General features: G+C 70.2%; 25 protein-coding genes. 19 read left to right on the top strand and 6 right to left on the bottom strand.

From position 1 onward, the window contains the following. The 4 genes from ACFSNB_RS00200 (at window position 1) to ACFSNB_RS00185 (ending at window position 4,094) form a co-directional block, all read left to right on the top strand. Window positions 1-399, top strand: a complete 399-nt coding sequence (locus tag ACFSNB_RS00200; protein ID WP_377313353.1) for a DUF1987 domain-containing protein — start codon at window positions 1-3, stop codon at window positions 397-399. Window positions 400-404: 5 nt separating this feature from the next. Next, window positions 405-1,418, top strand: a complete 1,014-nt coding sequence (locus ACFSNB_RS00195; protein WP_377313351.1) for a sensor histidine kinase — start codon at window positions 405-407, stop codon at window positions 1,416-1,418. A gap of 34 nt (window positions 1,419-1,452) precedes the next feature. Further along, on the top strand, window positions 1,453-2,856 hold the full coding sequence (locus tag ACFSNB_RS00190) for a diguanylate cyclase (RefSeq protein WP_377313349.1): 1,404 nt from the start codon (window positions 1,453-1,455) through the stop codon (window positions 2,854-2,856). Window positions 2,857-2,987: 131 nt separating this feature from the next. Continuing rightward, on the top strand, window positions 2,988-4,094 hold the full coding sequence (locus tag ACFSNB_RS00185; protein ID WP_377313348.1) for a tetratricopeptide repeat protein: 1,107 nt from the start codon (window positions 2,988-2,990) through the stop codon (window positions 4,092-4,094). A gap of 186 nt (window positions 4,095-4,280) precedes the next feature. Here the strand turns inward: ACFSNB_RS00185 and ACFSNB_RS00180 are convergent, their stop codons facing one another. Together ACFSNB_RS00180 and ACFSNB_RS00175 are read right to left on the bottom strand one after the other, a co-directional pair. Further along, window positions 4,281-4,658 (bottom strand): c-type cytochrome, encoded by a 378-nt coding sequence (locus ACFSNB_RS00180; protein ID WP_377313642.1) that lies wholly within the window; start codon window positions 4,656-4,658, stop codon window positions 4,281-4,283. Window positions 4,659-4,990: 332 nt separating this feature from the next. Continuing rightward, on the bottom strand, window positions 4,991-5,359 hold the full coding sequence (locus ACFSNB_RS00175; protein WP_377313346.1) for a c-type cytochrome: 369 nt from the start codon (window positions 5,357-5,359) through the stop codon (window positions 4,991-4,993). Window positions 5,360-5,476: 117 nt separating this feature from the next. On the opposite strand from ACFSNB_RS00175, the gene hrpB reads away from it, so the two are divergent. Then, on the top strand, window positions 5,477-7,978 hold the full coding sequence (gene hrpB / locus ACFSNB_RS00170; RefSeq protein ID WP_377313344.1) for an ATP-dependent helicase HrpB: 2,502 nt from the start codon (window positions 5,477-5,479) through the stop codon (window positions 7,976-7,978). Between the two features lie 194 nt (window positions 7,979-8,172). On the opposite strand, the gene ACFSNB_RS00165 is transcribed toward hrpB, so the two are convergent. Further along, window positions 8,173-9,582, bottom strand: a complete 1,410-nt coding sequence (locus ACFSNB_RS00165; protein ID WP_377313342.1) for a homospermidine synthase — start codon at window positions 9,580-9,582, stop codon at window positions 8,173-8,175. 493 nt (window positions 9,583-10,075) lie between these two features. On the opposite strand from ACFSNB_RS00165, the gene ACFSNB_RS00160 reads away from it, so the two are divergent. From ACFSNB_RS00160 to ACFSNB_RS00110, 11 genes are all read left to right on the top strand, one after another. After that, on the top strand, window positions 10,076-10,525 hold the full coding sequence (locus ACFSNB_RS00160) for a response regulator (protein ID WP_377313340.1): 450 nt from the start codon (window positions 10,076-10,078) through the stop codon (window positions 10,523-10,525). A gap of 350 nt (window positions 10,526-10,875) precedes the next feature. After that, window positions 10,876-11,877, top strand: coding sequence for an FAD:protein FMN transferase (locus tag ACFSNB_RS00155; RefSeq protein ID WP_377313338.1), 1,002 nt, complete (start codon window positions 10,876-10,878; stop codon window positions 11,875-11,877). A gap of 53 nt (window positions 11,878-11,930) precedes the next feature. Further along, window positions 11,931-12,419, top strand: coding sequence for a SoxR reducing system RseC family protein (locus ACFSNB_RS00150; protein WP_377313336.1), 489 nt, complete (start codon window positions 11,931-11,933; stop codon window positions 12,417-12,419). Between the two features lie 14 nt (window positions 12,420-12,433). After that, window positions 12,434-13,015, top strand: a complete 582-nt coding sequence (gene rsxA, locus ACFSNB_RS00145; protein ID WP_377313334.1) for an electron transport complex subunit RsxA — start codon at window positions 12,434-12,436, stop codon at window positions 13,013-13,015. Window positions 13,016-13,027: 12 nt separating this feature from the next. Next, window positions 13,028-13,573, top strand: a complete 546-nt coding sequence (locus ACFSNB_RS00140; protein ID WP_377313332.1) for an RnfABCDGE type electron transport complex subunit B — start codon at window positions 13,028-13,030, stop codon at window positions 13,571-13,573. A gap of 51 nt (window positions 13,574-13,624) precedes the next feature. Next, window positions 13,625-15,103 carry an electron transport complex subunit RsxC gene (gene rsxC, locus ACFSNB_RS00135; protein WP_377313330.1) on the top strand — a complete coding sequence of 493 codons (1,479 nt, stop codon included), beginning with the start codon at window positions 13,625-13,627 and terminating at the stop codon, window positions 15,101-15,103. Beyond that, window positions 15,100-16,179 carry an RnfABCDGE type electron transport complex subunit D gene (locus ACFSNB_RS00130; protein WP_377313329.1) on the top strand — a complete coding sequence of 360 codons (1,080 nt, stop codon included), beginning with the start codon at window positions 15,100-15,102 and terminating at the stop codon, window positions 16,177-16,179. The genes rsxC and ACFSNB_RS00130 overlap by 4 nt, the downstream gene beginning before the upstream one ends. Then, window positions 16,176-16,775 carry an electron transport complex subunit RsxG gene (gene rsxG / locus ACFSNB_RS00125; RefSeq protein WP_377313327.1) on the top strand — a complete coding sequence of 200 codons (600 nt, stop codon included), beginning with the start codon at window positions 16,176-16,178 and terminating at the stop codon, window positions 16,773-16,775. The genes ACFSNB_RS00130 and rsxG overlap by 4 nt, the downstream gene beginning before the upstream one ends. Then, window positions 16,775-17,446 carry an electron transport complex subunit E gene (locus ACFSNB_RS00120; protein WP_377313325.1) on the top strand — a complete coding sequence of 224 codons (672 nt, stop codon included), beginning with the start codon at window positions 16,775-16,777 and terminating at the stop codon, window positions 17,444-17,446. Before rsxG ends, ACFSNB_RS00120 begins: the two co-directional genes overlap by 1 nt. A gap of 16 nt (window positions 17,447-17,462) precedes the next feature. Beyond that, a complete protein-coding gene (locus ACFSNB_RS00115; RefSeq protein WP_377313323.1) occupies window positions 17,463-17,738 on the top strand; it encodes an RnfH family protein in 276 nt (91 codons plus the stop codon). Next, the gene (locus ACFSNB_RS00110) at window positions 17,735-18,124 is read left to right on the top strand and encodes a hypothetical protein (RefSeq protein ID WP_377313321.1); all 390 of its coding nucleotides are present in this window, start codon (window positions 17,735-17,737) and stop codon (window positions 18,122-18,124) included. The genes ACFSNB_RS00115 and ACFSNB_RS00110 overlap by 4 nt, the downstream gene beginning before the upstream one ends. Before the next feature lie 183 nt (window positions 18,125-18,307). Here ACFSNB_RS00110 and ACFSNB_RS00105 read toward each other — a convergent pair whose 3' ends face one another. Continuing rightward, window positions 18,308-18,925, bottom strand: a complete 618-nt coding sequence (locus tag ACFSNB_RS00105) for a DUF4337 family protein (protein WP_377313319.1) — start codon at window positions 18,923-18,925, stop codon at window positions 18,308-18,310. A 105-nt stretch (window positions 18,926-19,030) separates the two neighbouring features. On the opposite strand from ACFSNB_RS00105, the gene ACFSNB_RS00100 reads away from it, so the two are divergent. From ACFSNB_RS00100 to ACFSNB_RS00090, 3 genes are all read left to right on the top strand, one after another. After that, window positions 19,031-19,306, top strand: a complete 276-nt coding sequence (locus ACFSNB_RS00100; RefSeq protein ID WP_377313317.1) for a YciI family protein — start codon at window positions 19,031-19,033, stop codon at window positions 19,304-19,306. Window positions 19,307-19,580: 274 nt separating this feature from the next. After that, a complete protein-coding gene (acs, locus tag ACFSNB_RS00095; protein ID WP_377313315.1) occupies window positions 19,581-21,515 on the top strand; it encodes an acetate--CoA ligase in 1,935 nt (644 codons plus the stop codon). Between the two features lie 47 nt (window positions 21,516-21,562). Then, a complete protein-coding gene (locus ACFSNB_RS00090) occupies window positions 21,563-22,423 on the top strand; it encodes an alpha/beta hydrolase (RefSeq protein WP_377313313.1) in 861 nt (286 codons plus the stop codon). 225 nt (window positions 22,424-22,648) lie between these two features. On the opposite strand, the gene ACFSNB_RS00085 is transcribed toward ACFSNB_RS00090, so the two are convergent. Then, window positions 22,649-24,706 (bottom strand): glucosyltransferase domain-containing protein, encoded by a 2,058-nt coding sequence (locus ACFSNB_RS00085; RefSeq protein ID WP_377313311.1) that lies wholly within the window; start codon window positions 24,704-24,706, stop codon window positions 22,649-22,651. A 33-nt stretch (window positions 24,707-24,739) separates the two neighbouring features. After that, complete coding sequence (locus ACFSNB_RS00080) at window positions 24,740-25,675, bottom strand: WxcM-like domain-containing protein (protein ID WP_377313309.1); 936 nt, start codon at window positions 25,673-25,675, stop codon at window positions 24,740-24,742. Window positions 25,676-25,678 lie beyond the last annotated feature (3 nt).

The following is a 25,678-nucleotide window of genomic DNA, read 5'->3' as shown; positions in this document are numbered from 1 at the left end:
ATGAGCAGCGAGGTTCTCAGAATCGCCGCGACGGAACGGTCTCCCGAAATCGAACTCGACGTCGAGCGCGGTCTGCTGCGGCTGCGCGGCGAATCCTACCCCGAGGACGCCTCGTCGGTGTTCGCCCCGGTGTTCGTCGCCCTCCAGGCGGCGCTGGCCAATCCCGCCCCGACCGGACTCGAGGCCGAGTTCGCGCTGATCTATTTCAACAGTTCCAGCGCCAAGGCGCTGATGAACATGTTCCTGCTGCTTGAGCGCGCCGCCGCCAGCGGCATCCCGGTGCGGGTGCGCTGGCTCTACGCCGCCGAGGACGAGACGATGCGGGAATTCGGCGAGGATTTCAGCGAGGATCTCAGCCACGTCGCGTTCGATCTGGTCGCGGTCGGGGCCGAGGACTGACGGCGATGTCGTTCGACCTGTTCGATGCCGAGGAAAAGGTCCTCGAACAGGCGGAATCCCTGCGTGGCCTGCTGGCCGACACCCCACCGCCGCTGCGCGAGGGGGTCGAGGCCCTGATCGAGGCATTCGGCCGCAGCGTGCGCGAGCAGCGCCGGCTGGTCAAGGTCAGCGACCGGCTCCAGGCCCAGCTCGCCAGCCTCAACCACGAACTGGCCCGCCGCCGCGCCGAGGCCGAGCAGGCGCTGTCCGACCTCGAGGCGGCCCAGGATTCGCTGATCCAGGCCGAGAAGCTGGCCTCGCTCGGTGCCCTGGTCGGCGGGGTGGCGCACGAGATCAACACCCCGGTCGGCATCGCCCTGTCCTGCGCCTCGCTGCTGGCGGATTCGACCGAGACGATCCGCGCCGCCTATCAGGCCGACGAACTCGACGCCGACCGCTTCGAACGCTATCTCGACACCGCCGGCGACAGTTCGGCGCTGATCCTGTCCAACTGCCGCCGCGCCGCCGAACTGATCGGCAGCTTCAAGCAGGTGGCGGTCGATCGCGCCTCGTCGGAACGGCGCCGCTTCGATCTCGGCGCCACCCTGCGCGAGACCCTGGCCAGCCTCGGCCCCCGGGTGCGGCAGGCCGGCCACGCGGTGACGATCGACTGCCCGAGCGGAATCGTGATGGACAGCCATCCCGGCGCCCTGTCGCAGGTGATCGGCAATTTCGTCATCAACAGCCTGATCCACGGCTTCGATCCCGGCCAGACCGGCCGTCTGTCGCTCGCGGTCAGCCAGACCGGCCCCGATCAGGTCCGCATCGTCTATGCCGATTCCGGCAAGGGCATCCCCGAGTCCGACCGGGGACGGGTGTTCGACCCGTTCTTCACCACCCGGCGCGGCAGCGGCGGCACCGGGCTGGGCCTGCACATCGCCTACAATCTGGTCACCGGGCCGCTCGGTGGCGCCATCGCCCTCGATCCCGCGCCGGGCGGCGCCACCTTCGCCCTGACCCTGCCGCTGCGCGCGCCATGACCCCCCCGACCGCCGCGCGAGGAGCCCCGCCGCGATGAAGCCCGCCCCCCCGCCCGGCGAAACCGCCCCCCGCCGCCTGTTCCGCCGCCGTCCCGCCGCCGAGACCCCGCCGGCCGCCCCGGCCGCCGCCCCGCCGCCGCCCTGGCGGGTGCTGGTGGTCGATGACGATCCCGACATCCACGCGATGACCCGGATCGTGCTGCGCGACTTCTCGTTCCAGGAGCGCCCGTTCGAGGTGATCAGCGCCCATTCCGCCGCCGAGGCGCGGCGGGTGCTGACCCATACCCCCGACATCCCGGTGATGCTGCTCGACGTGGTGATGGAGACCCCCCATGCCGGCCTCGACCTGATCCACCACATCCGCGAGGAACTGGGCAATCACCGCATCGCCATCGTGCTGCGCACCGGCCAGCCGGGCGAGGCGCCCGAGCGCGAGGTGATGCTGGCCTACGACATCAACGATTACCGCAACAAGACCGACCTGACCGCCCAGCGGCTGTTCACCGCCCTGGTCGCCGGCCTGCGCTCCTGGATCAGCCTGACCCGGATCGAGGCGCTGACCCAGGTGCTGGAACAGCAGGTGGGCGAACGCACCCGGGCGCTCGAGGCGGCGCTGCGCTTTTCCGACGCGGTGCTCGACCGCCTGCCGCTGCCGGTGTGGGTCGAGGACGGCGCCGGGCTGCTGACCCGCTGCAACCACGCCTTCCGCGACCTGTTCGGGCGCGAACCGGAATCCTGGCAGGGCCGCCCCGCCACCTCGCTCCTGCCGCCGACCCCGGCCGGGCAGCCGGTCGAGCTGACGCTGGCCACCGCGATCGGCACGATCGAGGCGATCCTGCGCCGCCAGCCGCTGGCCCCGCCCGATTGCGGCAGCATCGGCACCCTGGTCGACATCACCCTCAGCAAGGAGATGGAACGCCGGCTGCGCGAGCTGGCCACCATCGACGACCTGACCGGGGCGCTCAACCGCCGCGCCTTCTTCGACGCCGCCACCCAGGAAATCGAGCGCGCCGGCCGCTATGCCATCCCGGTGTCGGTGGTGATGATCGATCTCGACCATTTCAAGCAGATCAACGACCGCCACGGCCACGCCATCGGCGACGCCGTGCTGCGCGCGGCGGCGGCGGCGATCGCCGCCAGCCTGCGCGAGGTCGATCGGCTCGGCCGGCTCGGCGGCGAGGAATTCGCCGTGCTGCTGCCCCAGACCCCGCTGGCCGGGGCGGTCGAGGTGGCGGAACGGCTGCGCCGCGCCATCGCCGCCGTCGCGGTGCCGCTCGGCCCCGGCGCGGCGACGGTCGGCCTGACCGCCAGCCTGGGCGTCGCCGAGCATCGCCTCGGCACCCTCGGCCCCGACGCGGTGCTCAACCGCGCCGACGCCGCCCTCTACCGCGCCAAGCGCGAGGGGCGCGACCGCGTCAGCCAGGATCCGCCATCCTGACCGCCCGCCCCGGCGCGACCCCGCCCGACGCAAGGCAGGAAACCGGTCGTTTCGGCCACGCTCCGATTGCGCTCCCGGGCGGGAAGTGGAATCATGCGGCCCCACCCCGAGGCTACGGAAAGTTTTCGTTGATGAGGACCGCCGCCTGCGCCGCCGCGCTGATCGCCCTGACGTTCCCCCTGACGGCGATCGCGGCCGGCCCGGGCAAGGCCACCACCGGCGAGCCCGCCCGGGCCGCCGCCACCGCCGCCCGCGGCGATGCCGAGGCCCAGTACCAGGCCGGCCTCGCCGCCCGCAAACGCCGGGGGGCCGAATCGCTGCGTCAGGCCTATGTCTGGTTCGGCCTTGCCGCCGTCCATGGCAGCGCCGCCGCCGCCGTCGAGGCGGCCAGGGCCTGCGAGGAAGGCGCCGGGGTGCCGCGCAGCCTGGAACGCGCCGGGCAATGGTGGTACCGCGCCGCCCAGCTCGGCGACATGAAGGCCCGCCAGCGCTGGGCCGACCTGTTCGTCGCCGGCCAGATCCGTTCGGTCGGCGGCATCGAGGGCGCCAGCTGGATCGGCGACCTCGCCCGGCGCGGCCAGCCCCGCGCCGCGATCGCCCTGGCCGCCGCCTATGAAGCCGGCGCCGGCATCGCCCCCGATCCGGCCCAGGCCGAATCCTGGCTGCGCCGCGCCGCTTTGCTCCAGGGCGATTCCGAGGCCCGCACCGGATTGGGCCGGCTGCTGCTGTCCCGCCCCGCCGCGTGGCGGGTGCCCGACGAGGAATCCTGGACCGTCAAGGACGCCGAGCGCCACAACCGCCCGCTCGGCCCGATCTGGTACGCCACCCCGCCCGCCGATGCCGGCGACAAGGCGGTCCATCTCCGCCCCGGCATCGACGAGGGGGCGCGCTGGCTGACCCTGGCCGCCGAGGATGGCGACGCCGAGGCCCAGTACACCCTGGGCAAGACCCTGGCCGAGGGCAGCGAACTGGCGATCGACCAGATTTCGGCGGCGCGCTGGCTCGAAGCCGCCGCCCACCAGCGCCACCCCGCCGCGACGATGCTGCTGGCCGGCATGGCCGCCCGGGGCGAGGGCTTCCCCGGCAAGGATCCGCTGCGGGCCTACGTGCTCTATGATCGTGCCGCCCAGCTCGGGCAGGCCGGCGCCGCCGAGGCCCGCGACGCCCTGGGCAAGAGCCTGGGCCGTCAGCTCGGTCGCGCCCGTTCGTTGGCCGAGGACCTCAACGCCCGGCGCTGAGGGACAAGGACGGGGCTAAACCGTTCGCGGGCGCCGCCCGCACCCGCCAAGGGCCGCAAGGCCCTTGGAACCCTTTCCCAGACCTTCGCGCGGCCAACACCCGCGCCGACATCATCCCGACGCAAAAAAGCCGCCGTTCCCCAGCCAGGGCACGGCGGCTTTTCGGCGAGGTCGCCGGGGATCAGCCTACTTGAGGCTCTTCAGGTAGGCGATCACCGCGGTCACGTCGGCCGGGTTCTTGAGACCGGCGAAGATCATCTTGTTGCCGGGGATGACTTCCTTCGGGTTGGCCAGGTACTTGGTCAGGAAGGCTTCGTCGATGGTCTGGTCGGCATGCGACAGGTGGGCCGGCGAATACTTGTAGTTCGGGGCCTGACCGATCTTGCGGCCATAGGCGCCGAACAGGCTCGGGCCGACGCCATTCTTACCGGCTTCCGGGCTGTGACAGGCGCGGCACTGCTTGAACGCGGCCGGCTCTTCGGCGGCGGAAGCGGCAAACGGAGCGGCGACAATGGCGACGGCAGCGACGGCGGCAGCCAGGGCCAGCTTTCTGAAGGTCAACATCAACGGTATCTCCCACTGCGCAGAATGGTTTGAGGCGCGAGGTCCCGGTTATCCCTTATGACTGTGACAAATTCAAGAGCGAGGTTGGCCCTGGAGTAGGGAAAAACCTACTCCAATCGAGTAGCTTGGAGCCCTCCTCGCGGCCCGGGCGAACACGCCGAACCGGGACCCCTGCCCCGGTCAAACCGATAGATGGGGGCGACGCCGTCGTTTTTCGCGGTTTGGAAAATAAAAGCTGCCGGACCGGCCGGCACGGCGGCGGAGGGCGCGCCCCCCGGGCGGGCGGGAGCCGTGGGGCGGCGGCCCCCCGCCACCGCCCCACGGGCCGTCGCCTATTTCAGGGTCTTGAGATAGGCGATCACGGCATTGACATCGTCGGCGCTCTTGAGGCCGGCGAACACCATCTTGTTGCCGGGGATGACCTCCTTCGGATTGGCCAGATACTTGGTCAGGAAGGCGTCATCGACGGTCTGGCTGGCGAACTTCAGATGGGCGTCGGAATATTTGAAGCCCGGCGCCTGACCGAGCTTGCGGCCATAGATGCCGGCGAGGCTGGGGCCGACCCCGTTCTTGCCCGCCTCGACGCTGTGACAGGCCTTGCAGGCGGTGAACGCCGCCGGCGCATCGGCGGCCGACGCCATCGCCGGCAGCGCCAGCAGCGCGGCCCCAACCATCATCCCGGAAATCTTGCTGACCTTCATACTGACCTCCTTGCAACCAAGCCCCCCACGGGCCATACGGGGTGACTCTTTCCTAAGATCGTGCCGATTGCAAGCACCCCCGGGAAATTATTCGGCGAGAAACAGGCCCTATAAGTAATGACCCTGCCCCCTCCTGCGCCCCTGCCGATCGATTCGGTCCTGCCCGAACTGCGCGCCGCCCTCGCCGCCCATTCCGGCGCGGTGCTGCTGGCCCCGCCCGGCGCCGGCAAGACCACCCGGGTGCCGCTGGCGCTGCGCGACGCGCCCTGGCTGGGCGGCGGCAAGATCGTGATGCTGGAGCCGCGCCGGCTGGCGGCGCGCGCGGCGGCGCGGCGGATGGCGGCCGAACTGGGCGAGGAGCCCGGCGCCACCGTCGGCTGGCGGGTGCGGTTCGAATCCCGCGTCGGCCCCGCCACCCGGATCGAGGTGGTGACCGAGGGAATCCTGACCCGGATGTTGCAGGACGATCCGTCACTGCCGGGAATCGGGCTGGTGATCTTCGACGAGTTCCATGAACGTTCGCTGCACGCCGATCTCGGCCTCGCCCTGGCGCTGGAAGCCCAGCAGGGGCTGCGCGAGGATCTGCGCCTGCTGGTGATGTCGGCCACCCTCGACGGCGCCCCGGTGGCCCGGCTGATGGGCGAGGTGCCGGTGATCGACAGCCCCGGCCGCGCCTTTCCGGTCGAGACGGTCCACCTCGCCCGCCCCGAGCCCCGCCGCTTCGCCGAGGCGGTGGCCCAGGCCGCGCTTCAGGCGATGGAAGACAGCGACGGCGACGGGCTGGTGTTCCTGCCCGGCAGCGCCGAGATCCGCCGCGTCGCCGCCCGCCTCGGCGAGCGGCCCGGACGGAGCGGACTCGACGTCGTCCCGCTGTATGGCGACCTGCCCGCCGCCGCCCAGGACGCGGCGATCGGCCCGGCCCCGCCCGGCCGGCGCAAGCTGGTGCTGGCCACCGCGATCGCCGAGACCTCGCTGACGATCGAGGGGGTGCGGGTGGTGGTCGATGCCGGCCTCGCCCGCGCGCCGCGGTTCGATCCCGGCTCGGGGATGACCCGGCTGGTGACCCTGCCGGTGTCGCGCGCCGCCGCCGACCAGCGGCGGGGCCGCGCCGGCCGCGTCGCCCCCGGCCGCTGCGTCCGGCTGTGGAGCGAGGCCGAGGACCGCGCCCTCGCCCCCCGCCCGCCCGCCGAGATCGAGGTCGCCGACCTCGCCCCGCTGGCGCTCGACCTCGCCCGCTGGGGGGTGGCCGACCCCGCCACGCTGGCCTGGCTCGACCCACCCCCCGCCGCCCACCTCGCCGCCGCCCGCACCCTGCTGATCGGGCTCGGCGCGCTCGACCGCGCCGGCCGCATCACCGCCCACGGACGCGAGATGGCCCGGCTGCCGCTGCATCCCCGCCTCGCCCACATGCTGCTGGCGGCGCGGCAAGAGGGGCTGGGCGGGCTGGCCTGCGACCTCGCCGCCCTGCTGGAGGAACGCGACCCGTTGCGCGGCACCGCCCGCGACGCCGACCTGCGCCGCCGGCTGCGCCTGCTGCGCGGCGAGGGCGACCCCGCCGCCGATCGCGGCGTGCTGGCGCGGATCCGTCAGTCGGCGCGCGACGTCCGCCGCCGGCTCGGCCTGCGCGGGGGGGAACAGGATGGCAGCCCCGACGAGGCCGGCCGGGTGCTGGCCTTCGCCTATCCCGACCGGATCGCCCGCCGCCGCCCCGGCGGCGAGCCGCGTTACCTGCTGAGCGACGGCCCCGGCGCGCTGCTCGACCCGGCCGACCCGCTGGCCGGCGAGCCGTGGCTGGTGGTGGCCGATCAGGACGGCGACCGGCGCGAGGCGAAAATCTACCTCGCCACCCCGATCACCCTGGCCGAGATCGAGCAGGATTTCGCCGAATCGATCGAAATGGTGGAGATCTGTGCCTGGGACCCGCGCGAGGAAAGCGTCGCCGCCCGCCGCCAGCGCCGGCTCGGCCGGCTGGCGCTGGAGGACAAGCCGCTCGACCGCCCCGACCCGGCGGCGCTGGCCCAGGCGATGGCCGAAGGCGTGCGCGGCCTCGGCCTGGAATGCCTGCCCTGGACCCCGGCGCTGCGCACCCTGCGCCGCCGGGTCGCCTTCCTGGCCGGCCTCGACCCCGAAGCCGGCTGGCCGGATTTGTCCGACCCAACCTTGCTGGCAACGCTGGAAGACTGGCTGGTGCCCTACCTGCCCGGCCTGACCCGGCGGGCCCATCTGGCCCGGCTCGACCTCGCCGCCGCGCTGGAGGGCCTGCTGCCCTACGACCAGCGCCGCCGGCTGGACACGCTGGCCCCGACCCACGTGACGGTACCGTCCGGCTCGCGCCTGCCGATCGATTACGATGGCGAGGTGCCGGTGCTGGCGGTGCGATTGCAGGAAATGTTCGGCTGCGCCGAGACGCCGCGCATCGCCGAGGGCCGGGTGCCGCTGCTGCTGCACCTGCTGTCGCCGGCCCGGCGCCCGGTCCAGGTGACACGGGATCTGGCCAGCTTCTGGGCCAACGCCTACCGTCAGGTGCGGGCCGACCTCAAGGGCCAGTACCCCAAGCACTGGTGGCCGGACGACCCGATGCAGGCCGAACCGACCGCCCGGGCCAAGCCGCGCAAATAGCGGGGCTGCCGCCCCCGCGCGCCTTCGGCGCGCAATACCAACACGTTACGCGGGCTACCGCCCGCGGCCCCGCCTGGAGGCTGACGCCTCCAGACCTCCCCCTTTTTCGATCGAAGCAGGTCCAGGAGCCGCTGGCTCCTGGCGGGTGCGGGCGGAGCCCGCGTGCGGGTGCGGGCAGAGCCCGCGTTTTTTTTCTACAGCACCCGAATATTGCGGAACTGCCAGGGATCGTCGCGATCGATGTCCTCGGGGAACAGCGCCTCGCGCCCGTCGAGCGGGGTCCAGTCGGTGAAGGCGCCGACCACCGGCCCGAGATAGGGCCGGCACAGGTCGAGGATCCGCTCGAAATCGACCTCGTCCGGCTCGACGATGCCGCGATTCGGGTTCTCCATCGCCCAGATCATCCCCGACAGCACCGCGGCGGTGACCTGAAGGCTGGTGGCGTTGTTGTGCGGGGCCAGCGAACGGGCCTCGCCCACCGACAGCTGCGAGCCGTACCAGTAGGCGCCCTTGCCATGCCCGGCCAGCAGCACGCCGAGTTCGTCGATACCGGCGGTGATCTCGTTCATCATCAGCCGCTGCACCGGCTGCTGCTGCCAGGTCTTGCCGGCCAGTTCATGCAGCGAGGTGATGGCGTCGTCGCAGGGATGATAGGCGTAATGACAGGTCGGCCGATAGACCACCGCGCCGTTGTCGCGCACGGTGAGGAAATCGGCGATCGAGATCGATTCGCTGTGGGTGATCAGGAAGCCGTGGAACGGCCCTTCCTGCGGGGTCCAGGTCCGCACCCGCTGGCTGGCGCCCGGCCGCATCAGATAGATCGCCGAATCGCAGCCGAAATCGTGGCGGCGGCCGTCGGGCGGCAGCGCCTTTTCATGGCTGCCCCAGCCGAGTTCGGCCGGCTGGCAGCCCTCGCCGACGAAGCCGTCGATCGACCAGGTGTTGACGAACTCACCGCGCTGCTTGGGACGGTCGGCGATCTGGGTGTCGCGCTCGGCGATGTGGATCACCTTGACCCCGGCGCGGCGGGCCAGATCGGCCCAGCCGGCCCGGTCGGCCGGGCGGGTGGCGTCGAGGCCGCAGGCGGCGGCGACGTCGAGCAGCGCCCGCTTGACGAAATGCGACACCAGCCCGGGATTGGCGCCATGGGTGATCAACGCGGTGGGGTCATTGGCCCCCGCCCCGGCGCGCAGGCCGAGCATCGATTCGCGCAGGGCGTAGTTGGAGCGCAGGCTGGGGCTGAGGCTGGGATCGGTATAGCCGCCGGCCCAGGGCTCGATGCAGGTGTCGAGATAGAGCGCGCCGCGCTGGCGGCACAGCTCGACCAGGGCGATCGAGGAGACATCGACCGACAGGTTGAGCAGGAAATCGCCCGGACCGAGCAGGGCCGACAGGCGGTCCTGATAATCGGCGCGGGTCAGAGCCTGATTGATGAAGCGCAGACCATATTCGTTGGCGACGTCATGGCCGCGTTCGTCGGCGGTGATGATGGTGATCCGGGCCGGATCGATCGCGATGTGACGCAAGATAAGCGGCATCACCCCCTGTCCGATGCTGCCGAACCCAACCACCACCAATCGTCCGTCAAACGCGAAATGCTTCATTTCATGGGATCTCCCGTCGTTGTCGTCGTTCCCGAGCCATTGTGGATTGCGAATCGCACACGGGCTTCGCACCCGCGCCCCTCGGACAAGGGGGGCAGGAGCCGAAAACCGTTCGGCGGCCGCAACGCCCGGAGCCCCGGCTCCGGCGCGGCCGCCGTCACATACTTTTTTCCATTCGGGGGATTTGAGCCCCTTCGCGGGTCACAACCATGTCCACCTCCCTTTCGGGGACCGGCCGTTACAGCCGTCTTCTCCAAAAAGGACGCGATCGTCGTTGCATAACCCCAACGGGCCATAGGCACGTGCGTGTGCGTCTCTGGCGGCGTGTATACCCAATCATCCCCCGGATGGCAAGGGGGGTTTGCAAAAAACACCGGGGCGCTTGGCACGCCGCCCGCGTCGGCGCTAGGATGACCGTCTTCGGCCGGCCCGCCGCCACAACCTCGGCGAGGGATAGGAGCCGCACCCACCCCGAAAGGTACCCCCGCCGCGCATGAATCCCCCCACCCCCTACCGCGTGCTGGTTGTCGACGACGACGCCGGCGACATCGCCCTGGTGTCGGAAGCGATCGGAATCGGCCCCTATCCCTGCGTGGTCGAACATGCCCGCGACGGCATCGAGGCCCTGGCCCGGCTGCGACCCGCGTCGCCTCCCCACGAATCCCCCGCCCCGATCGCGCCGATGCCGCATCTGGTGCTGCTCGACATCAACATGCCACGGATGAACGGGTTCGAACTGCTGGGCGAGATCCGCGCCGACCCCCGCCTCAGCCACCTGCCGGTGGTGATGATGTCAACCTCGACCGCCAGCAGCGACGTCGCCTCGGCCTACCGCGCCGGCGCCGGCGGCTACTTCGCCAAGCCGTTCGACATCGACGCGCTGTTCCACGCGATCCATCGGGTTGAGGATTACTGGTTCGGGCTGGTGCGGCCGCCGGGGTGAATTATATCCTTCCGGATAGTTATCCTTATGTCACTTCGCTGTCACACCCGCCCAGGCGTGAATTTTCGTGGCGCCGCCCCCCCATTTTTCGGTTAAACATGCCAGCCATGCGCAAGTGGTGCATCGCACAATAGGCGAAGTCCGCCAAAGTCGGCGCTCGGGTCATCAACCCAGCGTCGAACCAAGGCGGGGAGGTAGGGCTTGCACCCTGCTTTCGGGTAGCCTAGGATACACCCCAGGCGCTTTTTTGAGCATGTTTGACAAAATGGCTAGTTTTTGAGCATATCCATCCCTTCGGGGGCGACGCCGCCCCGACCGTGGATAGCCCGCTGGAGGAGGCATCAGGTTCCATGTCCGTCCGTATCACCCGCCGTCGCGCCATCACCGTGCTGGCCGCCGCGGCCGGCCTGCCGCTGATCTGGCACGCCAGCCAGGCCCAGGCCGCCCGCCTGATCCGCTGGGAGGGCACCACCCTCGGCGCGCCGTCCACCATCCAGCTTTATCACACCGACGAGGCCCAGGCCCGCGCCGCGATCGAGGCGGGGCTGGCCGAACTGGCCCGGCTGGAGCAGATCTTCAGCGTCTATCGCGCGGATTCGGAACTCTCCGCCCTCAACCGTGACGGCCGGCTCGAGTCCGCCTCGCCCGAGATGATCGAGATGCTGACCCGCGCCCGCGAGCTGGCCCGGATCAGCGACGGCGTCTACGACCCGACCATCCAGCCGGTGTGGCAGCTCTATTTCCGCCATTTCACCGCCGCCAACCCCGATCCCAACGGCCCCGCCGCCGAGGACCTCAAGGCCGCCCTGGCCCTGGTCGACTGGCGCGGGATCGAGATCGACCCGCTCGCCCGCCGCGTCACCCTGGCCCGGCCCGGCATGGCGGTCACCCTCAATTCCGGCGCCCAGGGCTACATCACCGACCGCGTCGCCCAGATCCTGCGCGACCACGGCTTCTCCAGCATGCTGGTCGACATGGGCGAACAGCGCGCGCTTGAGCCCAAGCCCGACGGCTCGGCCTGGAAGATCGGCATCGCCAACCCGGCCGATCCCAACCGCGCCGTCAGCGAGATCGACGTCGTCAACAAGGCGGTTTCGACCTCGGGCGGCTACGGCACCCTGTTCGACGATGCCGGCCGCTTCACCCACCTGATCGATTCCCGCACCGGCCAGACCGCGCCGGCGCTGGTCGGCGTGTCGGTGGTCGCCCCCACCGCGACCCAGGCCGACGGGCTGTCGACGGCGCTGCTGCTGGCCCCGGCCGAGCGGCGTCAGGCGATCCTGCGCGCCGCCGGCGGCGAGACCGCGATCTTCGTCACCCCCGACGGCGTCACCGCCACGGTGACGGCCTGATCGGCTGACCGGAGGCGATGATGGGCACGGATCCGGCGACAGAACCGGCGGGGATGCCGGTGGGAGAAGGCCCGCTCGAGGCGGTGGCCCGGGTGGTCGGCTTCGACCGCGGGCTGGCGATCCTCGAACCCGAGCCGAGCAGCTCCTGTTCCGGCTGCATGTCGGCCGCCCTGTGCGGGACGGCCGGCCCGGGCTCGGCCCGGCGCAAGCTGGCCAAGCGTTTCACCATGGCCACCCCGCCCGGCGTCGAGATCGGCGACCGGGTGGTGGTCGGCCTGGGGGCGGAACGGCTGGTGCGCGCCTCGCTGACCGCCTACGCCATCCCGCTGCTGACCATGATGGGGTCGATGGTGGTGATGGATCAGGCCGGGGGCGGCGAAACCCGCACGATGGTCGCCGCCGCGGTCGGACTGGGGGTCGGCATCGGCCTCGCCCGCCTCGTCGCCGCCCGCCTCAGCCGCCGGGGCGATCTGTCGCCTCACTTCATTCGTCGCGCCTATGGCCCCGGCACGGGTCAGGGCTGCCATACCGACCTTGGGTAAGGGATTAGGTCTCGATGCACGATTTATTGCTGCTGATCGTCGGCGCGGCGCTGGTCAACAACGTGGTGTTGGCCCGCTTCCTCGGCCTCTGTTCGTTCATGGGCGTGACCACCAAGCAGGAAACCGCGATCGGCATGAGCGCGGCGACCACCTTCGTGATCACCGTCTCCTGCATGGGCGACTGGGCGGTGCAGAAATATCTGCTCGAGCCCTATGACATCGGCTATCTGCGCACCGTCACCTTCATCCTGGTGATCGCGGCGGCGGTGCAGTTCACCGAAATGACCGTGCGCAAGGTGTCGCCGTCGCTGTTCAAGCTGCTCGGCATCTACCTGCCGCTGATCACCACCAACTGCGCCGTGCTCGGCCTGGCCCTGCTGCTGGTCGAGGGCGAGATGTCGTTCGTCAAGGCCACCGTGTTCGGCTTCGCCTCGGCGCTCGGCTACAGCCTGGTGATGATCATCTTCGCCGGCCTGCGCGAACGCATCGCGCTGGCCCAGGTGCCGCGCCTGTTCGCCGGCCCGCCGGTCGGCTTCCTCACCGCCAGCCTGCTGGCCCTGGCCTTCATGGGCTTTTCCGGCATGGCCACCAACTAGGGAGAGCACACCATGTTGATCGCAGTCGGCGGCCTCGCCGCCATGGGCGTCACCCTGGGCGGCCTGCTCGGCATCGCCGCCCGTTACCTCGCCGTCGAGGCCGATCCGCTCGAGGCCGAACTCCAGGCGATGCTGCCCGGCTCGCAATGCGGCCAGTGCGGCTTCGTCGGCTGTCAGCAGTTCGCCGCCGCTTTGGCCGAGGGTCACGCCTCGGTCTCCGCCTGCATCCCGGGCGGCGCCGCCACCGCCGAGGCCCTGGCCAAGCGCCTGGGCGTCAGCCTCGACGGCCATGACGTCGCCGAGGATGTCGGTCCCCAGGTCGCCTTCATCAACGAGGACCTGTGCATCGGCTGCCTGCGCTGCGCCAATGATTGCGGCACCGACGCCATCGTCGGCGCCGCCAAGCAGGTCCACACCGTCATCGCCGACGTCTGTCACGCCTGCGGCAAGTGCGTCAAGGTCTGCCCGACCGAGGCGATCGCGATGCGCCCGGTGCTGCCGACCCTGGCGACCTGGCACTGGGCCAAGCCCGGCACCCCGCTCGCGGCGGCGAAGTAATCCGCCGTCCCCGTTGTCTGATCTGCAAGCGCTCGAGGAGCGACGGTTGAGATGAAGTTGTTTCCCATCAAGGGCGGGATTCACCCCGAATACCGCAAGGAACTGACCAGCGAGAAGCCGATCGTCGCGCTGCCGATCCCGGCGGTTCTCACCCTGCCGGTCCAGCAGCACATGGGCGCCGCCGCCAGCACCGTGGTCAAGGTCGGCGATCAGGTGCTGAAGGGCCAGATGCTGGCGCGGGGCCAGGGGGCGGTGTCCGCTCCGGTCCATGCCCCCACCTCCGGCACCATCATCGCGATCGAGGAGCGCACCGCGCCCCACCCGTCCGGTCTGCCGATGCTGACCATCGTGCTGAAGAGCGACGGGCGTGATCAGTGGGCCGAGCTGCCGGCCCCGATCGCCGATCCGTTCCAGGCCGGCTCGCAGGAGATCCGCGCCCGGGTCGCCGAATGCGGCATCGTCGGTCTCGGCGGCGCCACCTTCCCCTCGGCGGTCAAGCTCGGCCTCGGCGACCGCAACCGGCTCGAGATCCTGCTGCTCAACGGCGCCGAGTGCGAACCCTACCTCACCTGCGACGACCGGGTGATGCGCGAGAAGGCCGACGAGGTGATCGACGGCGCCCGCATCATGGCCCACGCCCTCGGCGCGCCCCAGGTGGTGATCGCGATCGAGGACAACAAGCCCGAGGCCCAGGCGGCGATGCTGAAGGCCGCCACCGCCTTCGCCAACGTCCGCATCGTCGGCGTGCCGGTGCAGTATCCGATGGGTGCCGAACGCCACCTGACCCAGGCGGTGACCGGGCGCGAGACCCCGGCGCGCAAGCTGACCGCCGATGTCGGCGTGCTGGTCCACAACGTCGCCACCGCGCGGGCGGTCCATCACGCCGTCCGCCACGGCCGGCCGCTGCTGTCGCGCGTCGTCACCGTGTCCGGGCGCGGCGTGGTCACCCCCAACAACGTCGAAGTGCCGCTCGGCACCCCGATCGACGACCTGCTCGCCTTCTGCGGCAACCTCACCAAGGAGGTCAAGCGGCTGGTCAGCGGCGGGCCGATGATGGGCCAGCCGATCCCCGACACCCGCGTGCCGGTGGTCAAGGGCACCTCGGGCGTGCTGGCGCTGACCGCGGCCGAGGTCAACGAGCGGCCGACCCAGCCCTGCATCCGCTGCGGCACCTGCGTGTCGATCTGCCCGTGCGGGCTGGTCCCGGTCGAGATGGCCGCGCTGATCCGCAACGAGCGGCTGGAGGAAGCGGCGGCGATCGGGCTGCGCGACTGCGTGTCGTGCGGGTCCTGTTCCTACATCTGCCCGTCCTACGTTCCGCTGGTCCATTACTTCAACTACGCCAAGGGCCGGCTCAACGCGCTCGACGCCGAGCGCCGCAAGACCGAGCAGACCAAGGCGCTGGTCGCCGCCCGCACCGCCCGCCTGGAGCGGGCGGCCGAGGCCAAGCGCGCCGCCGCCGCCGCCGCCGCGGCCGCCCGCGCCCAGGCCGCATCGCAAACCACCGACGTGAACAAGGCTGAGGCATGAAAATCGCCGTCGATAAGAGCGGACCGTTCACCCACGCTCCGTCCAGCGTCTCCCGCACCATGACCCTGGTGCTGGTGGCGCTGCTTCCCGCCACGCTGTACGACATCTGGCTGTTCGGCTGGCCGGCGGCGTTGATGTTCCTGGTCACCGTGCTGTCCTGTGTCGGGCTCGAGGCGCTCTGCCTCTTCCTCGCCAAGCGCCCGGTGTCGGCCACCCTCACCGACGGTTCGGCGGTGCTGACCGGCTGGCTGCTCGCGATGAGCATGCCGCCGTGGGCGCCGTGGTGGGTGTGCTTCATCGCCGCCGTCTTCGCGATCTGCATCGCCAAGCAGGCGTTCGGCGGCCTCGGCCAGAACGTGTTCAACCCGGCGATGGTCGGCCGCATCGCGGTGCTGGTCTCGTTCCCGCTGCCGATGACCAGCTTCGTCGCGCCGACCCATCTCGGCGACGCCGGCACGCCCGGGCTGCTTGACGCGATCGGCATCATCTTCGGCGGCTCGCACGCCTTCGACAGCGTCAGCGCCGCCTCGGCGCTCGGCCACATCAAGACCGAGCTGTCGCGCGGCATCCCGGTCAGCCAGTCGATCACCGACATCCCCGATCTGACCTCGCTGGCGATGGGGGCCCATGCCGGCAGCTTCGGCGAGACCTCGGCGGTGCTGATCCTGCTGGGCGGCCTGTTCCTGCTGGCCAAGCGGGTGATCTCCTGGCACGTCCCGGTCGCGGTGATCGCCACCCTGTTCGTGCTGGGCACCCTGTTCAACGCGATCGACCCGGCCCGCTTCACCCCCGGCTGGTTCCACGTGCTGTCGGGCGCCACCATGCTCGGCGCCTTCTTCATCGCCACCGACTACGTCACCTCGCCGGTGTCGAAGTCCGGCCAGCTGGTGTTCGGCTTCGGCGTCGGCCTGCTCACCTGGGTCATCCGCACCTTCGCCGGCTATCCCGAGGGCATGGCCTTCGCGGTGCTGCTGATGAACGCGCTGACCCCGATCATCGACCACCATGTCCGGCCGCGTGCCTTCGGCCGTACCCGCAAGGGCGAGCCGCTGCCGCTGAACGAGGGAAACAAATGAGCCGCGCCACCTGGATTCACGCCTCGATCCTGGGGGCGTTCTGCCTGGCCTTCGGGGTCGTGCTGGCCGAGACCGACGACCTGACCCGCAACGACATCAAGCAGCGGGTGCTGGAAGACAAGGAACGTTCGCTGGCCCAGGTGCTGCCCGCCGCGATCCACGACAATTCGCCGGTGCATGACATCGTCACCCTCAAGAACGAGCATGGCGAGGACGTCACCGTCTATCGCGCCACCAAGGGCGGCGTGGTCACCGGCGTCGCCTACCAGATCACCGGCAGCGGCTATGCCGGCCCGATCCGGCTGATGCTTGGCCTCGACGCCGAGGGCAAGATCCTCGGCGTGCGGGTGATCACCCACAAGGAGACCCCCGGCCTGGGCGACAAGATCCAGGTCGACAAGGGCGACTGGATCCTGCGCTTCAACGGGCTGTCGCTCGGCAACCCGGTCGAGGAAAAGTGGAAGGTCAAGAAGGACGGCGGTCAGTTCGACCAGTTCTCCGGCGCGACCATCACCCCGCGCGGGGTGGTCGGAGCGATCCGCCAGGGCCTGCATTTCTTCGAGGACCATAAAACCGCGCTGCTGGAGGCCCGCTGATGGCTACCCCGTACAAGACGATCATCAAGGACGGCCTGTGGGAGAACAACGGCGTCATCGCCATGCTGCTCGGCATGTGTCCGACCATGGCGGTGACCACCAGCGCCACCAACGGCCTCGGCCTCGGCATCGCCACCACCCTGGTGATGGCCGGATCGAGCCTGCTGGTCGCGCTGTTCCGCAACACCATCACCCAGGAAGTCCGCATCCCGGTCTACATCCTGATCATCGCCTCGCTGACCACCCTGGTCGACCTGTCGATGAACGCCTGGATGCACGAGATGTACAAGGTGCTCGGCCTGTTCATCCCGCTGATCGTGTCGAACTGCCTGCCGCTGGCCCGGCTTGAAGCCTTCGCCGCCAAGGAGCCGGTGTCGCGTTCCTTCATGGACGGCCTGTTCATGGGGATCGGCTTCACCCTGGCCCTGATGGTCATCGGCGCCTTCCGCGAGATGATCGGCAACGGCACCATCTTCGCCGACGCCGCCCTGCTGCTGGGCCCGGCGTTCCACTTCATGGAACTGCGGGTGATGCCGGCCGACAGCGGCGTGCTGCTGGCGATCCTGCCGCCCGGCGGCTTCCTTGCCACCGGCCTGGTGCTGGTCGCCAAGCGGATGATCGACCTTGCCGCCGGCAAGGAAATCCGCATGGCCGGCGCCCACAGCGTCTAACGGAGGGATTGGAGAGATGAAGGTCGGAGTCGTCTACGCCACCCCGGCGCGCCAGTCCTGGCTCAACATCGACGTGCCGGACGGCAGCACCGTCAAGGACGCGATCGAGCGCTCGGGCATCCTGCGCCAGTTCCCCGAGATCGACCTCGAGACCCAGAAGGTCGGCATCTTCGGCAAGGCCACCGCGCTCGACGCGGTGGTCGAGGAAGGGGCCCGGATCGAGATCTACCGTCCGATCACCGCCGATCCCAAGACGGTGCGGCGCCGTCCGCGCGAGGGAGCGGCGTCATGAGCCTCGGCGACGATCTCACCATCGCCCAGTCGGTCGCCTTCGCCATCCTGCACGCGCTGGAGCAGGAGAAGGCCACCGTCTGGACCGAGTGGGCCCATGGCTGGCTGCGCGGCGACGATCGCAGCGCCGCCACCGCCACCGCCGCCGCCGAGGCGGCGGCCAGCCCGGCCGGCCGCCACGCCGCCCGCGCCGCCGCCCTGTTCGATCAGGCCCAGGCGCTGGGGACCGAGGCGGCGATGCTGTCCGCCGAGGGCCGCAATGCCGGCTGGAGCCTCGACAATACCGAGCGGCACAACACCGATTGCCTGATCGAGGCGGCCGAGGCGATCCGCCTCGCCGGCGGCGAAAACGCCAGCCTGCGCGAACGGGCCCGACAGGCGCTGTAACAAGGGGGCCTGGCCTTTTTTTCTGGCCGCTTCGCCGGGCTCCGCCCGGACCCGCCAAGGGCCGCAAGGCCCTTGGATCCCTTTCCCTGACCTTCGCGCGGCAAACGCCCGCGCCCGACCATCGACGGGGTCCAGGGGCCTTGCGGCCCCTGGCGGGTGCGGGCAGCGCCCGCGCTGGTTCCCTTACAAGTGAATCAGCGTCGGCGCCAGCCAGGCCAGCAGGGCGAAGCCGACCCCGACCAGTCCGAGCCCACCGGCCCCCAGCGCCAGCACGGTGGCCCCGGTGACTGTCGCCGCCGAACAAAGCACGATCGCGATCTGCAACGCCGCCGCGCCGTATTCGTACAGATGGTACGAAGCCAGCGCGTGGTCGCGGGCTTCCTCCGCCGCCTTGGCCCGCGCCGCCAGTTCCTTGCGGCCCTCGCCGGTTTCCGGCTCGGAGCGGTAACGCTGGGCGGTGGCGCGCCAGTCGGCAACCTTCTTGGCCACCGCCTCGCTGGTGGCCTCGGGCAGGCCGGCGCCGGTGGTCAGGCCCTCGACCGCGTCGGCGGCGGTTTCCATCGTCGTCATGCGGATGGTCTTGGCCTGGAAGAACGACCACAGATTGGCCGCCTCGATGTTGGCCGAGATCGAGTTGTTCTGGGCACTCTTGCCGGCGGCCTCGACGATCGCCAGCGCGGCGGCCAGGATGCTGATCCCCACCGCGATCTTGCGGTTGAGCGAGACCTTGTCGCCGGCGCCATGTTCGCCGTGACCGTGGGCCGCCTCGTGGATTTTTTCATGGGTTTCGTGGGCTTCCATCGCTACCCTTCAGCTTGCTTGGCCTCGTCTCGAGGCGAGGCCGGTTTGATTTGCCAAGGCCATGCCCCCAGCGTGGCCTGATTTAATTTCATGGAGGGTCATATCATGTTCGTGGTTCGCTGTCAGGACAAGCCGGGGCAGCTTCAGGTCCGTCTCGACAACCGCGCCGCCCATCTCGCCCATCTCGACGCCCACGCGGCGCAGGTGGTGCTGGCCGGGCCGCTGCTCGACGCGGCCGGCGAGGCGATGGTCGGCAGCCTGCTGGTGCTCGACTTCCCCGATCGCGCCGGTCTCGACGCCTTCCTCGCCGCCGATCCTTATGCCAAGGCCGGCCTGTTCGCCTCGGTCGAGGTCAGCTTGTTCAAGCGCGCCCGGCCCTGAGGAAAACGGGGCGGCGCCGCCGCCCCACCCCGCCGCCGGGGGGTGGATGCCCCCCGTGCCGGCGGCAGGCCGCCCGCCCCGAGGGGTGGTGCGGCGAGAGCGGGTCTCTCCCAGCCCGTTCGGGTGGCCGCAAGGCCCTTCCCAGTCATGCTTGTTTCGCATGGCAGACTCGCACATAATCCCACCGTCGTTCGCGACGAGGAAAGGCCCTTTCCCGCCCGGCTGGCCTTGGCGGCGAAAGGTAAAACATAAAAAATTTGGGAGACTGCCCGCGATGACCGAGGTTTATTCCGTTCCCGCCGAGCTTGCCAAGTCCGCCTGGATCGATGCCGAGACTTATGCCGCCTGGTATGAGCGCTCGATCCAGGATCCCGAGGGGTTCTGGGCCGAGCACGGGCGCCGGATCGACTGGATCAAGCCGTTCACCAAGGTCCGCGATGTTTCCTTCAGCGGCGATGTTCACATCCGCTGGTTCCATGACGGCAGCCTCAATGTTGCCGCCAACTGCCTCGACCGCCACCTCGCCACCCGTGGCGACCAGACCGCGATTCTGTGGGAAGGCGACGACCCGAACGAATCCGCGGCGATCACCTATCGCGACCTGCACGAGCGGGTCTGCCGCCTCGCCAATGCGATGACCGCGCTCGGCGTCGCCAAGGGCGACCGCGTCACCATCTACCTGCCGATGATCCCCGAGGCGGCGGTGGCGATGCTGGCCTGCGCCCGCATCGGCGCGATCCATTCGGTGGTGTTCGGCGGCTTTTCGCCGGATTCGCTGGCCGGGCGGTTGCAGGACTGTGCCTCGTCGCTGCTGATCACCGCCGACGAGGGCCTGCGCGGCGGGCGCAAGGTGCCGCTGAAGGCCAATGCCGACAAGGCGCTGGAGACCTCCGGGTCGGTCCGGAACGTGATCGTGGTCAAGCGCACCGGCGGCGCGGTCCAGATGACCGCCGGCCGCGATCATTGGTATCACGAGATCACCCAGGCCGCCGCGCCGACCCACCAGCCGGTGGAGATCGACGCCGAAGATCCGCTGTTCATCCTCTATACCTCGGGCTCGACCGGCAAGCCGAAGGGCGTGCTGCACACCAGCGGCGGCTATCTGGTCTATGCCTCGATGACCCACCAGTACGTGTTCGACTATCACGAGGGCGACGTCTACTGGTGCACCGCCGATGTCGGCTGGGTCACCGGCCATTCCTACATCGTCTATGGCCCGCTCGCCAACGGCGCCACCACCCTGATGTTCGAAGGCGTGCCCAACTACCCGACCGTGTCGCGCTTCTGGGAGGTGATCGACAAGCACAAGGTCACCATCTTCTACACCGCCCCCACCGCGATCCGCGCCCTGATGCGCGAGGGCGAGGAGCCGGTCAAGAAGACCAGCCGCGCCAGCCTGCGCCTGCTCGGCTCGGTCGGCGAGCCGATCAATCCCGAGGCCTGGACCTGGTACCACCGCGTCGTCGGCGACGATCGTTGCCCGATCGTCGACACCTGGTGGCAGACCGAGACCGGCGGCATCCTGATCACCCCGCTGCCCGGCGCCACCCCGCTGAAGCCGGGCTCGGCCACCCGCCCGTTCTTCGGCGTCAAGCCGGTGATGGTCGATGCCGAGGGCAAGGTGCTCGACGGCGCGGTCGAGGGCAACCTCTGCATCGCCGAATCCTGGCCGGGCCAGATGCGCACCGTCTATGGCGACCATGAACGCTTCGTCCAGACCTACTTCTCGACCTACAAGGGGATGTATTTCACCGGCGACGGGGCGCGGCGCGACGCCGACGGCTATTACTGGATCACCGGCCGGGTCGATGACGTGATCAACGTCTCCGGCCACCGCATGGGCACCGCCGAGGTCGAATCCGCCCTGGTCGCCCATCCCAAGGTGGCCGAGGCCGCCGTGGTCGGCTATCCGCACGAGATCAAGGGCCAGGGCATCTACGCCTACGTCACCCTGGTCGCCGACGAGGAGCCGACCGAGGAACTGCGCAAGGAACTGGTCAATTGGGTGCGCAAGGAGATCGGCCCGATCGCCAGCCCCGACCTGATCCAGTGGTCGCCCGGCCTGCCCAAGACCCGCTCGGGCAAGATCATGCGCCGCATCCTGCGCAAGATCGCCGAGAACCAGTTCGACGCCCTCGGCGACACCTCGACCCTGGCCGATCCGGGCGTGGTGGACGATCTGATCGAGAACCGGATGAATCGCGCCTGATTTCCTCGTAAAGTCTGTCTCGGCGGGGCCCACGGACATCGTCGTCCGTGGGCCCCGATCGTGCGGGAGAGATGACGATGGTGACGGCGTTGCTGGCGGCGACCGGTCTGGTGGCCGGCCTTTATCTGCTCGGGCTGCTGGGCCTCGCCCTGTTCCAGCGCGAGATGATCTACCGCCCCGACCCCACCCGCACCGATCCCGCCGACATCGGCCTGTCCGATCTGGTGCCGGTGCCGGTGCGCGGCGCCGACGGCCGCCTGATCACCTCGTGGTACGCCCCACCGCTGCATCCGCTCGCCGCCACCCTGGTGATGTTCCACGGCAATGCCGGCACCAACGCCGCCCGCGCCCACAAGGCCCGGCTGCTGCTCGATGCCGGCTATGGCGTGTTCATGGCCGAATATCGCGGCTATGGCGGCAATTCCGGCCGGCCGAGCGAACGCGACCTCACCGCCGACGGCGCAGCCATCCTCGACTGGCTGGCCGGGCGCGGCGTCCCCGCCAACCGGATCGTGCTGTGGGGGGAATCGATCGGCTGCGGCGTGGCCCTGGCCCTGACCGAGCGGATCAGCCCGCGCGGGGTGATCCTCGAATGCCCGTTCACCGCGCTCGCCGACCTCGCGCCGCCTTACGTGCCGGTGGCGCTGGCCCGGCTGCTGATGCGCGACCGCTTCGACAATCTGCGCCGGATCGGCCGCCTCGCCGCGCCGCTGCTGATCGTCCATGGCCAGCTCGACCGCCTGACCCCGCCGGCGATGGCCCAGGCCCTGCTCGCCGCCGCCCCCGCCGCGGACAAGGAAGCGGCGTTCCTGCCGCTGGCCCACCATGACGATCTGTGGGACCAGGGGGCGGAAAAGCCGATCCTCGATTTCCTCCAGCGTCTGCGCAACGGCACCCCGTTCGACTGATCGTCGGGTTTCGGGGGAATGTGGGCTCCGCCCACCCCCGCCAAGGGCCGCAAGGCCCTTGGAACCCTTTGATGGTCGGGCCCGGACAGGATGTTCAGCTTGGGCGCGGAGGTTTGCCGCGCGAAGGGCAAGGAAAGGGTTGCAAGGGCCGCAAGGCCCTTGGCGGGGGTGGGCGGAGCCCGCGAATCGAGCCTTGCCAGGGGGCTCCCCGGTGACCCTGTTTTTTTACCGCGGTTCCACCGCCGCGCAGGACAGGGTCAGTTCGGCGAGGCGGATCCGCTGCGCGGAATTGACCGGATCGAAGCGGAAAGCATCGACAAAACCGGACGGGCTCGCCACCTCGAGCGTCACATCGGACAGGCCGCCGTCGGCGCGCGGCCGGATCGCGCTCAGCACCGAGGCCTCTTCGCTGAAGTCGGCCTGACCGGGCACCCGGTAGAACAATTGGACGACGTCCTCCTTCTCCACCGCCAGCCGGGCACGCAGCACCACCCGGAAGCAGGCCGCCAGCGCCGGCGGGGCGACGGGCCGGACCACCAGTTGGGGATCGGCTTCGGCGACGACGGTCAGCAGGCCGGCGGGATCGGGCGTGGCCACGGCGTTGACCACGGTCCAGCTGGCCCGGGGCGCGGTCGACAGGCGGAAGAACGGCGGCGGCTCGACCGGGGCAGACGCGGTCTGGTCGCCGCCCGGAGACGGCTTCGCCAGCTTGACCAGCACGGTGTGCTCATCCAGCCGCCGCACCGCCCCCAGGGCCGGCCAGGCCGGCATCTGGGCGAACAGGGCGTCGCGGCGCCGGGCCTCCTCGGGCCCGATCTGGCTCCGCCCACCAACCTGATAGCCGAGATGGCGCAGATAGGAGACGATGCGGGCGGCATTGCCATTGTCCCAGGCGAAGAAGGACGCCCCGATGCTGGTGTCGGCAACCGGGGGATAGGGCGGGACGAACGGCAACCCGCCGGAAACATAGATCGACAGCCCGGCACGCGGCCGGTTGGGATCAACGAACTGGGCCAGACGCTCTCCCAGCGCCGCTGCGATCTGCTGGTCATGGATCTGCCCCAGCGCCCGGTTGGTGTCGTAACGCCCGTTGACCACCAGGATCGTCACCAACACCGCCCCGGCCAGGACGAACCCGGCCCGGCGCAGCCGGAGCGGCGCCGCGGTCAGCCCGATCAGCCCGAGACCGGCCAACGCCACCGGCGCCGCGAACAGCGAACGGGTCGGCATGGCGCCCCGGTTCATCAGATTGATGGCGAAGGGCAGCGCCAGCACCACCGCCACCACCGCCGCCGCCAACACCGCGCCACGCCCCCCCTGGCGCCGCCAGCCGGCCGCCACCACCAGCGCCGCCACCGCGAACGAAAACACCCCGAACAGCGGTTCCGCCTCGCCATAGGCCGCCGCCCGGCCGCCATAGACCGCCACCGCCTGCCCCAATGCCGTGCCGATCACCGCCAGCGGGGAGTCCAGCAGCAGGCCGGGCTGGACATAGGCGAGGATGTAGTCGGTCGGCGCCTGCGGGTCGTCGGACCCCGCGGTCACCAGGACCATCATCAGACGCTGGATCGCCAGATAGACCGCCAGGATGCCGAGCAGGGTCAGCCCGGCGCGGCCGATGTCGCGCCGCAGCGCGCCCGCCGGCCGCTCCTCCGCCTTCAGCGCCGTCGCCAGGATCGTCAGCGCCAGTCCCACCGCCACCACCAGCACGAACGACTGGTAGCAGCCGACCGCCACCGCCCCGGCCAGCAACAGCGCGCCCAGGCCGGGCAGACGGGGCATCCCGGCCGGCCCCTCGCCCATCTCGCGGAACAGCCAGGCGGCGTAGCCGGAGGCCGCCAGCCCGATTCCGACCGACGGGGTGTTGCTCTGGAAGGCGAGCAGATGCGCCCACAGCGGAAAGGCGCAGAACAGCGGAAAGCAGACCAGCGCCGCCAGCCGCTCCCCGCTCAGCCGCCACGCCCGCAGCAGCAGCAGGTAGCCCACCACCGCCCCCAGGCCGAACAGCAGGGTCGGCACCACCGGCATCACCTGACGGCTGATCAGGAAGCGTTCGACCAGATAGGGGATGAACCGCCCCTGCCCCAGCCAGACCGACGCCGGACGCGACAGCAGGGCGAATTCGTCGTCGATCGACAGGGCGAAATTGGCCAGTTGATAAAAATGGAACAGCACGAACAGCGCGGCGAGACCGAGCAGCAGGCGGCCCTCGTCCGGGGTCGGCCGGGGCCACAGCGCGGACAGGCCGCCACGGGCGGGGACAAGGTCGGATCGGACGGTCATGTCATCGAAGTCCCTGGTGGGGTGCGGCCGGCCTCAACCGGCGGCGAGGGCGAGGAAGTCGCCATAATCGCGGATGTAGTCCGCCGGGTCGTAGAAATCCGAGGCGAACACCAGCAGCACCGCGTCCCGGCTGTAATTATAGAGCGTCCCCCACACCATCGGCGGGAGATGAACCCCGAGCGAGGGACGGCCAAGCACGAATTCGCGCCGGTTGGTCCCGTCATCGACCAGCAGGTTGCAACTGCCGGCGACGCAGATCAGGAACTGGTGACAGGCGCGGTGGGCGTGCTGGCCCCGGGTTTCGCGCGACGGCACGCCATGGACCAGGAAGTAGCGCCGGGGGGTGAACGGCACCGAGCGTTCGAACTCGCCCACCGACAGGTCGCCGCGCGAATCGCGGAACTGCGGCAGGTTGTGAAGCCGCACCCCGCCCACCCCGCTTTCGACCAGCGGCGCCGCCGGATCGACCGTCTCGCACCCCGCCCGCCCCGATGGCGCGCCGTCATCGACATAGCCGATGATCCGGGCCGGATTGCCGACGGCGATGGCGTTGGGCGGGATCGAGCCGGTCACCACCGCCCCGGCGCCGACGCAGGCCCGGACCCCGATCTCGATCCCCGGCAGCAGGGTGGCGCCGGCCCCGATCGAGGCCCCGCGCCGGACGATGGTGGTCAGGAAACGCTCGGGATAGACCTTGCTGCGGGGAAAACGGTCGTTGGTGAAGCTCACGTTGGGGCCGATGAACACGTCGTCCTCAAGCCGGACCCCGTCCCACAGCTGGACCCCGCTTTTGATCGTCACCCGGTCGCCGACCACCACGTCGTTCTCGATGAAGACATGGTCGCAGATGTTGCACTCGGCGCCGATCCGCGCTCCGGGCAGGACGTGGGTGAAGGCCCAGATCCGGGTGCCGGCACCGATCGCGGCGCTTTCGCACAGCCCCCTGTCATGGACGAAGAACGCCGTCATCGC

Source organism: Phaeospirillum tilakii (assembly GCF_042683125.1).
GTDB classification, from domain to species: domain Bacteria; phylum Pseudomonadota; class Alphaproteobacteria; order Rhodospirillales; family Magnetospirillaceae; genus Phaeospirillum; species Phaeospirillum tilakii.
The sequence above is the reverse complement of the archived record's forward strand: the minus strand, read 5'-3'. Positions and strand labels throughout refer to the sequence as shown.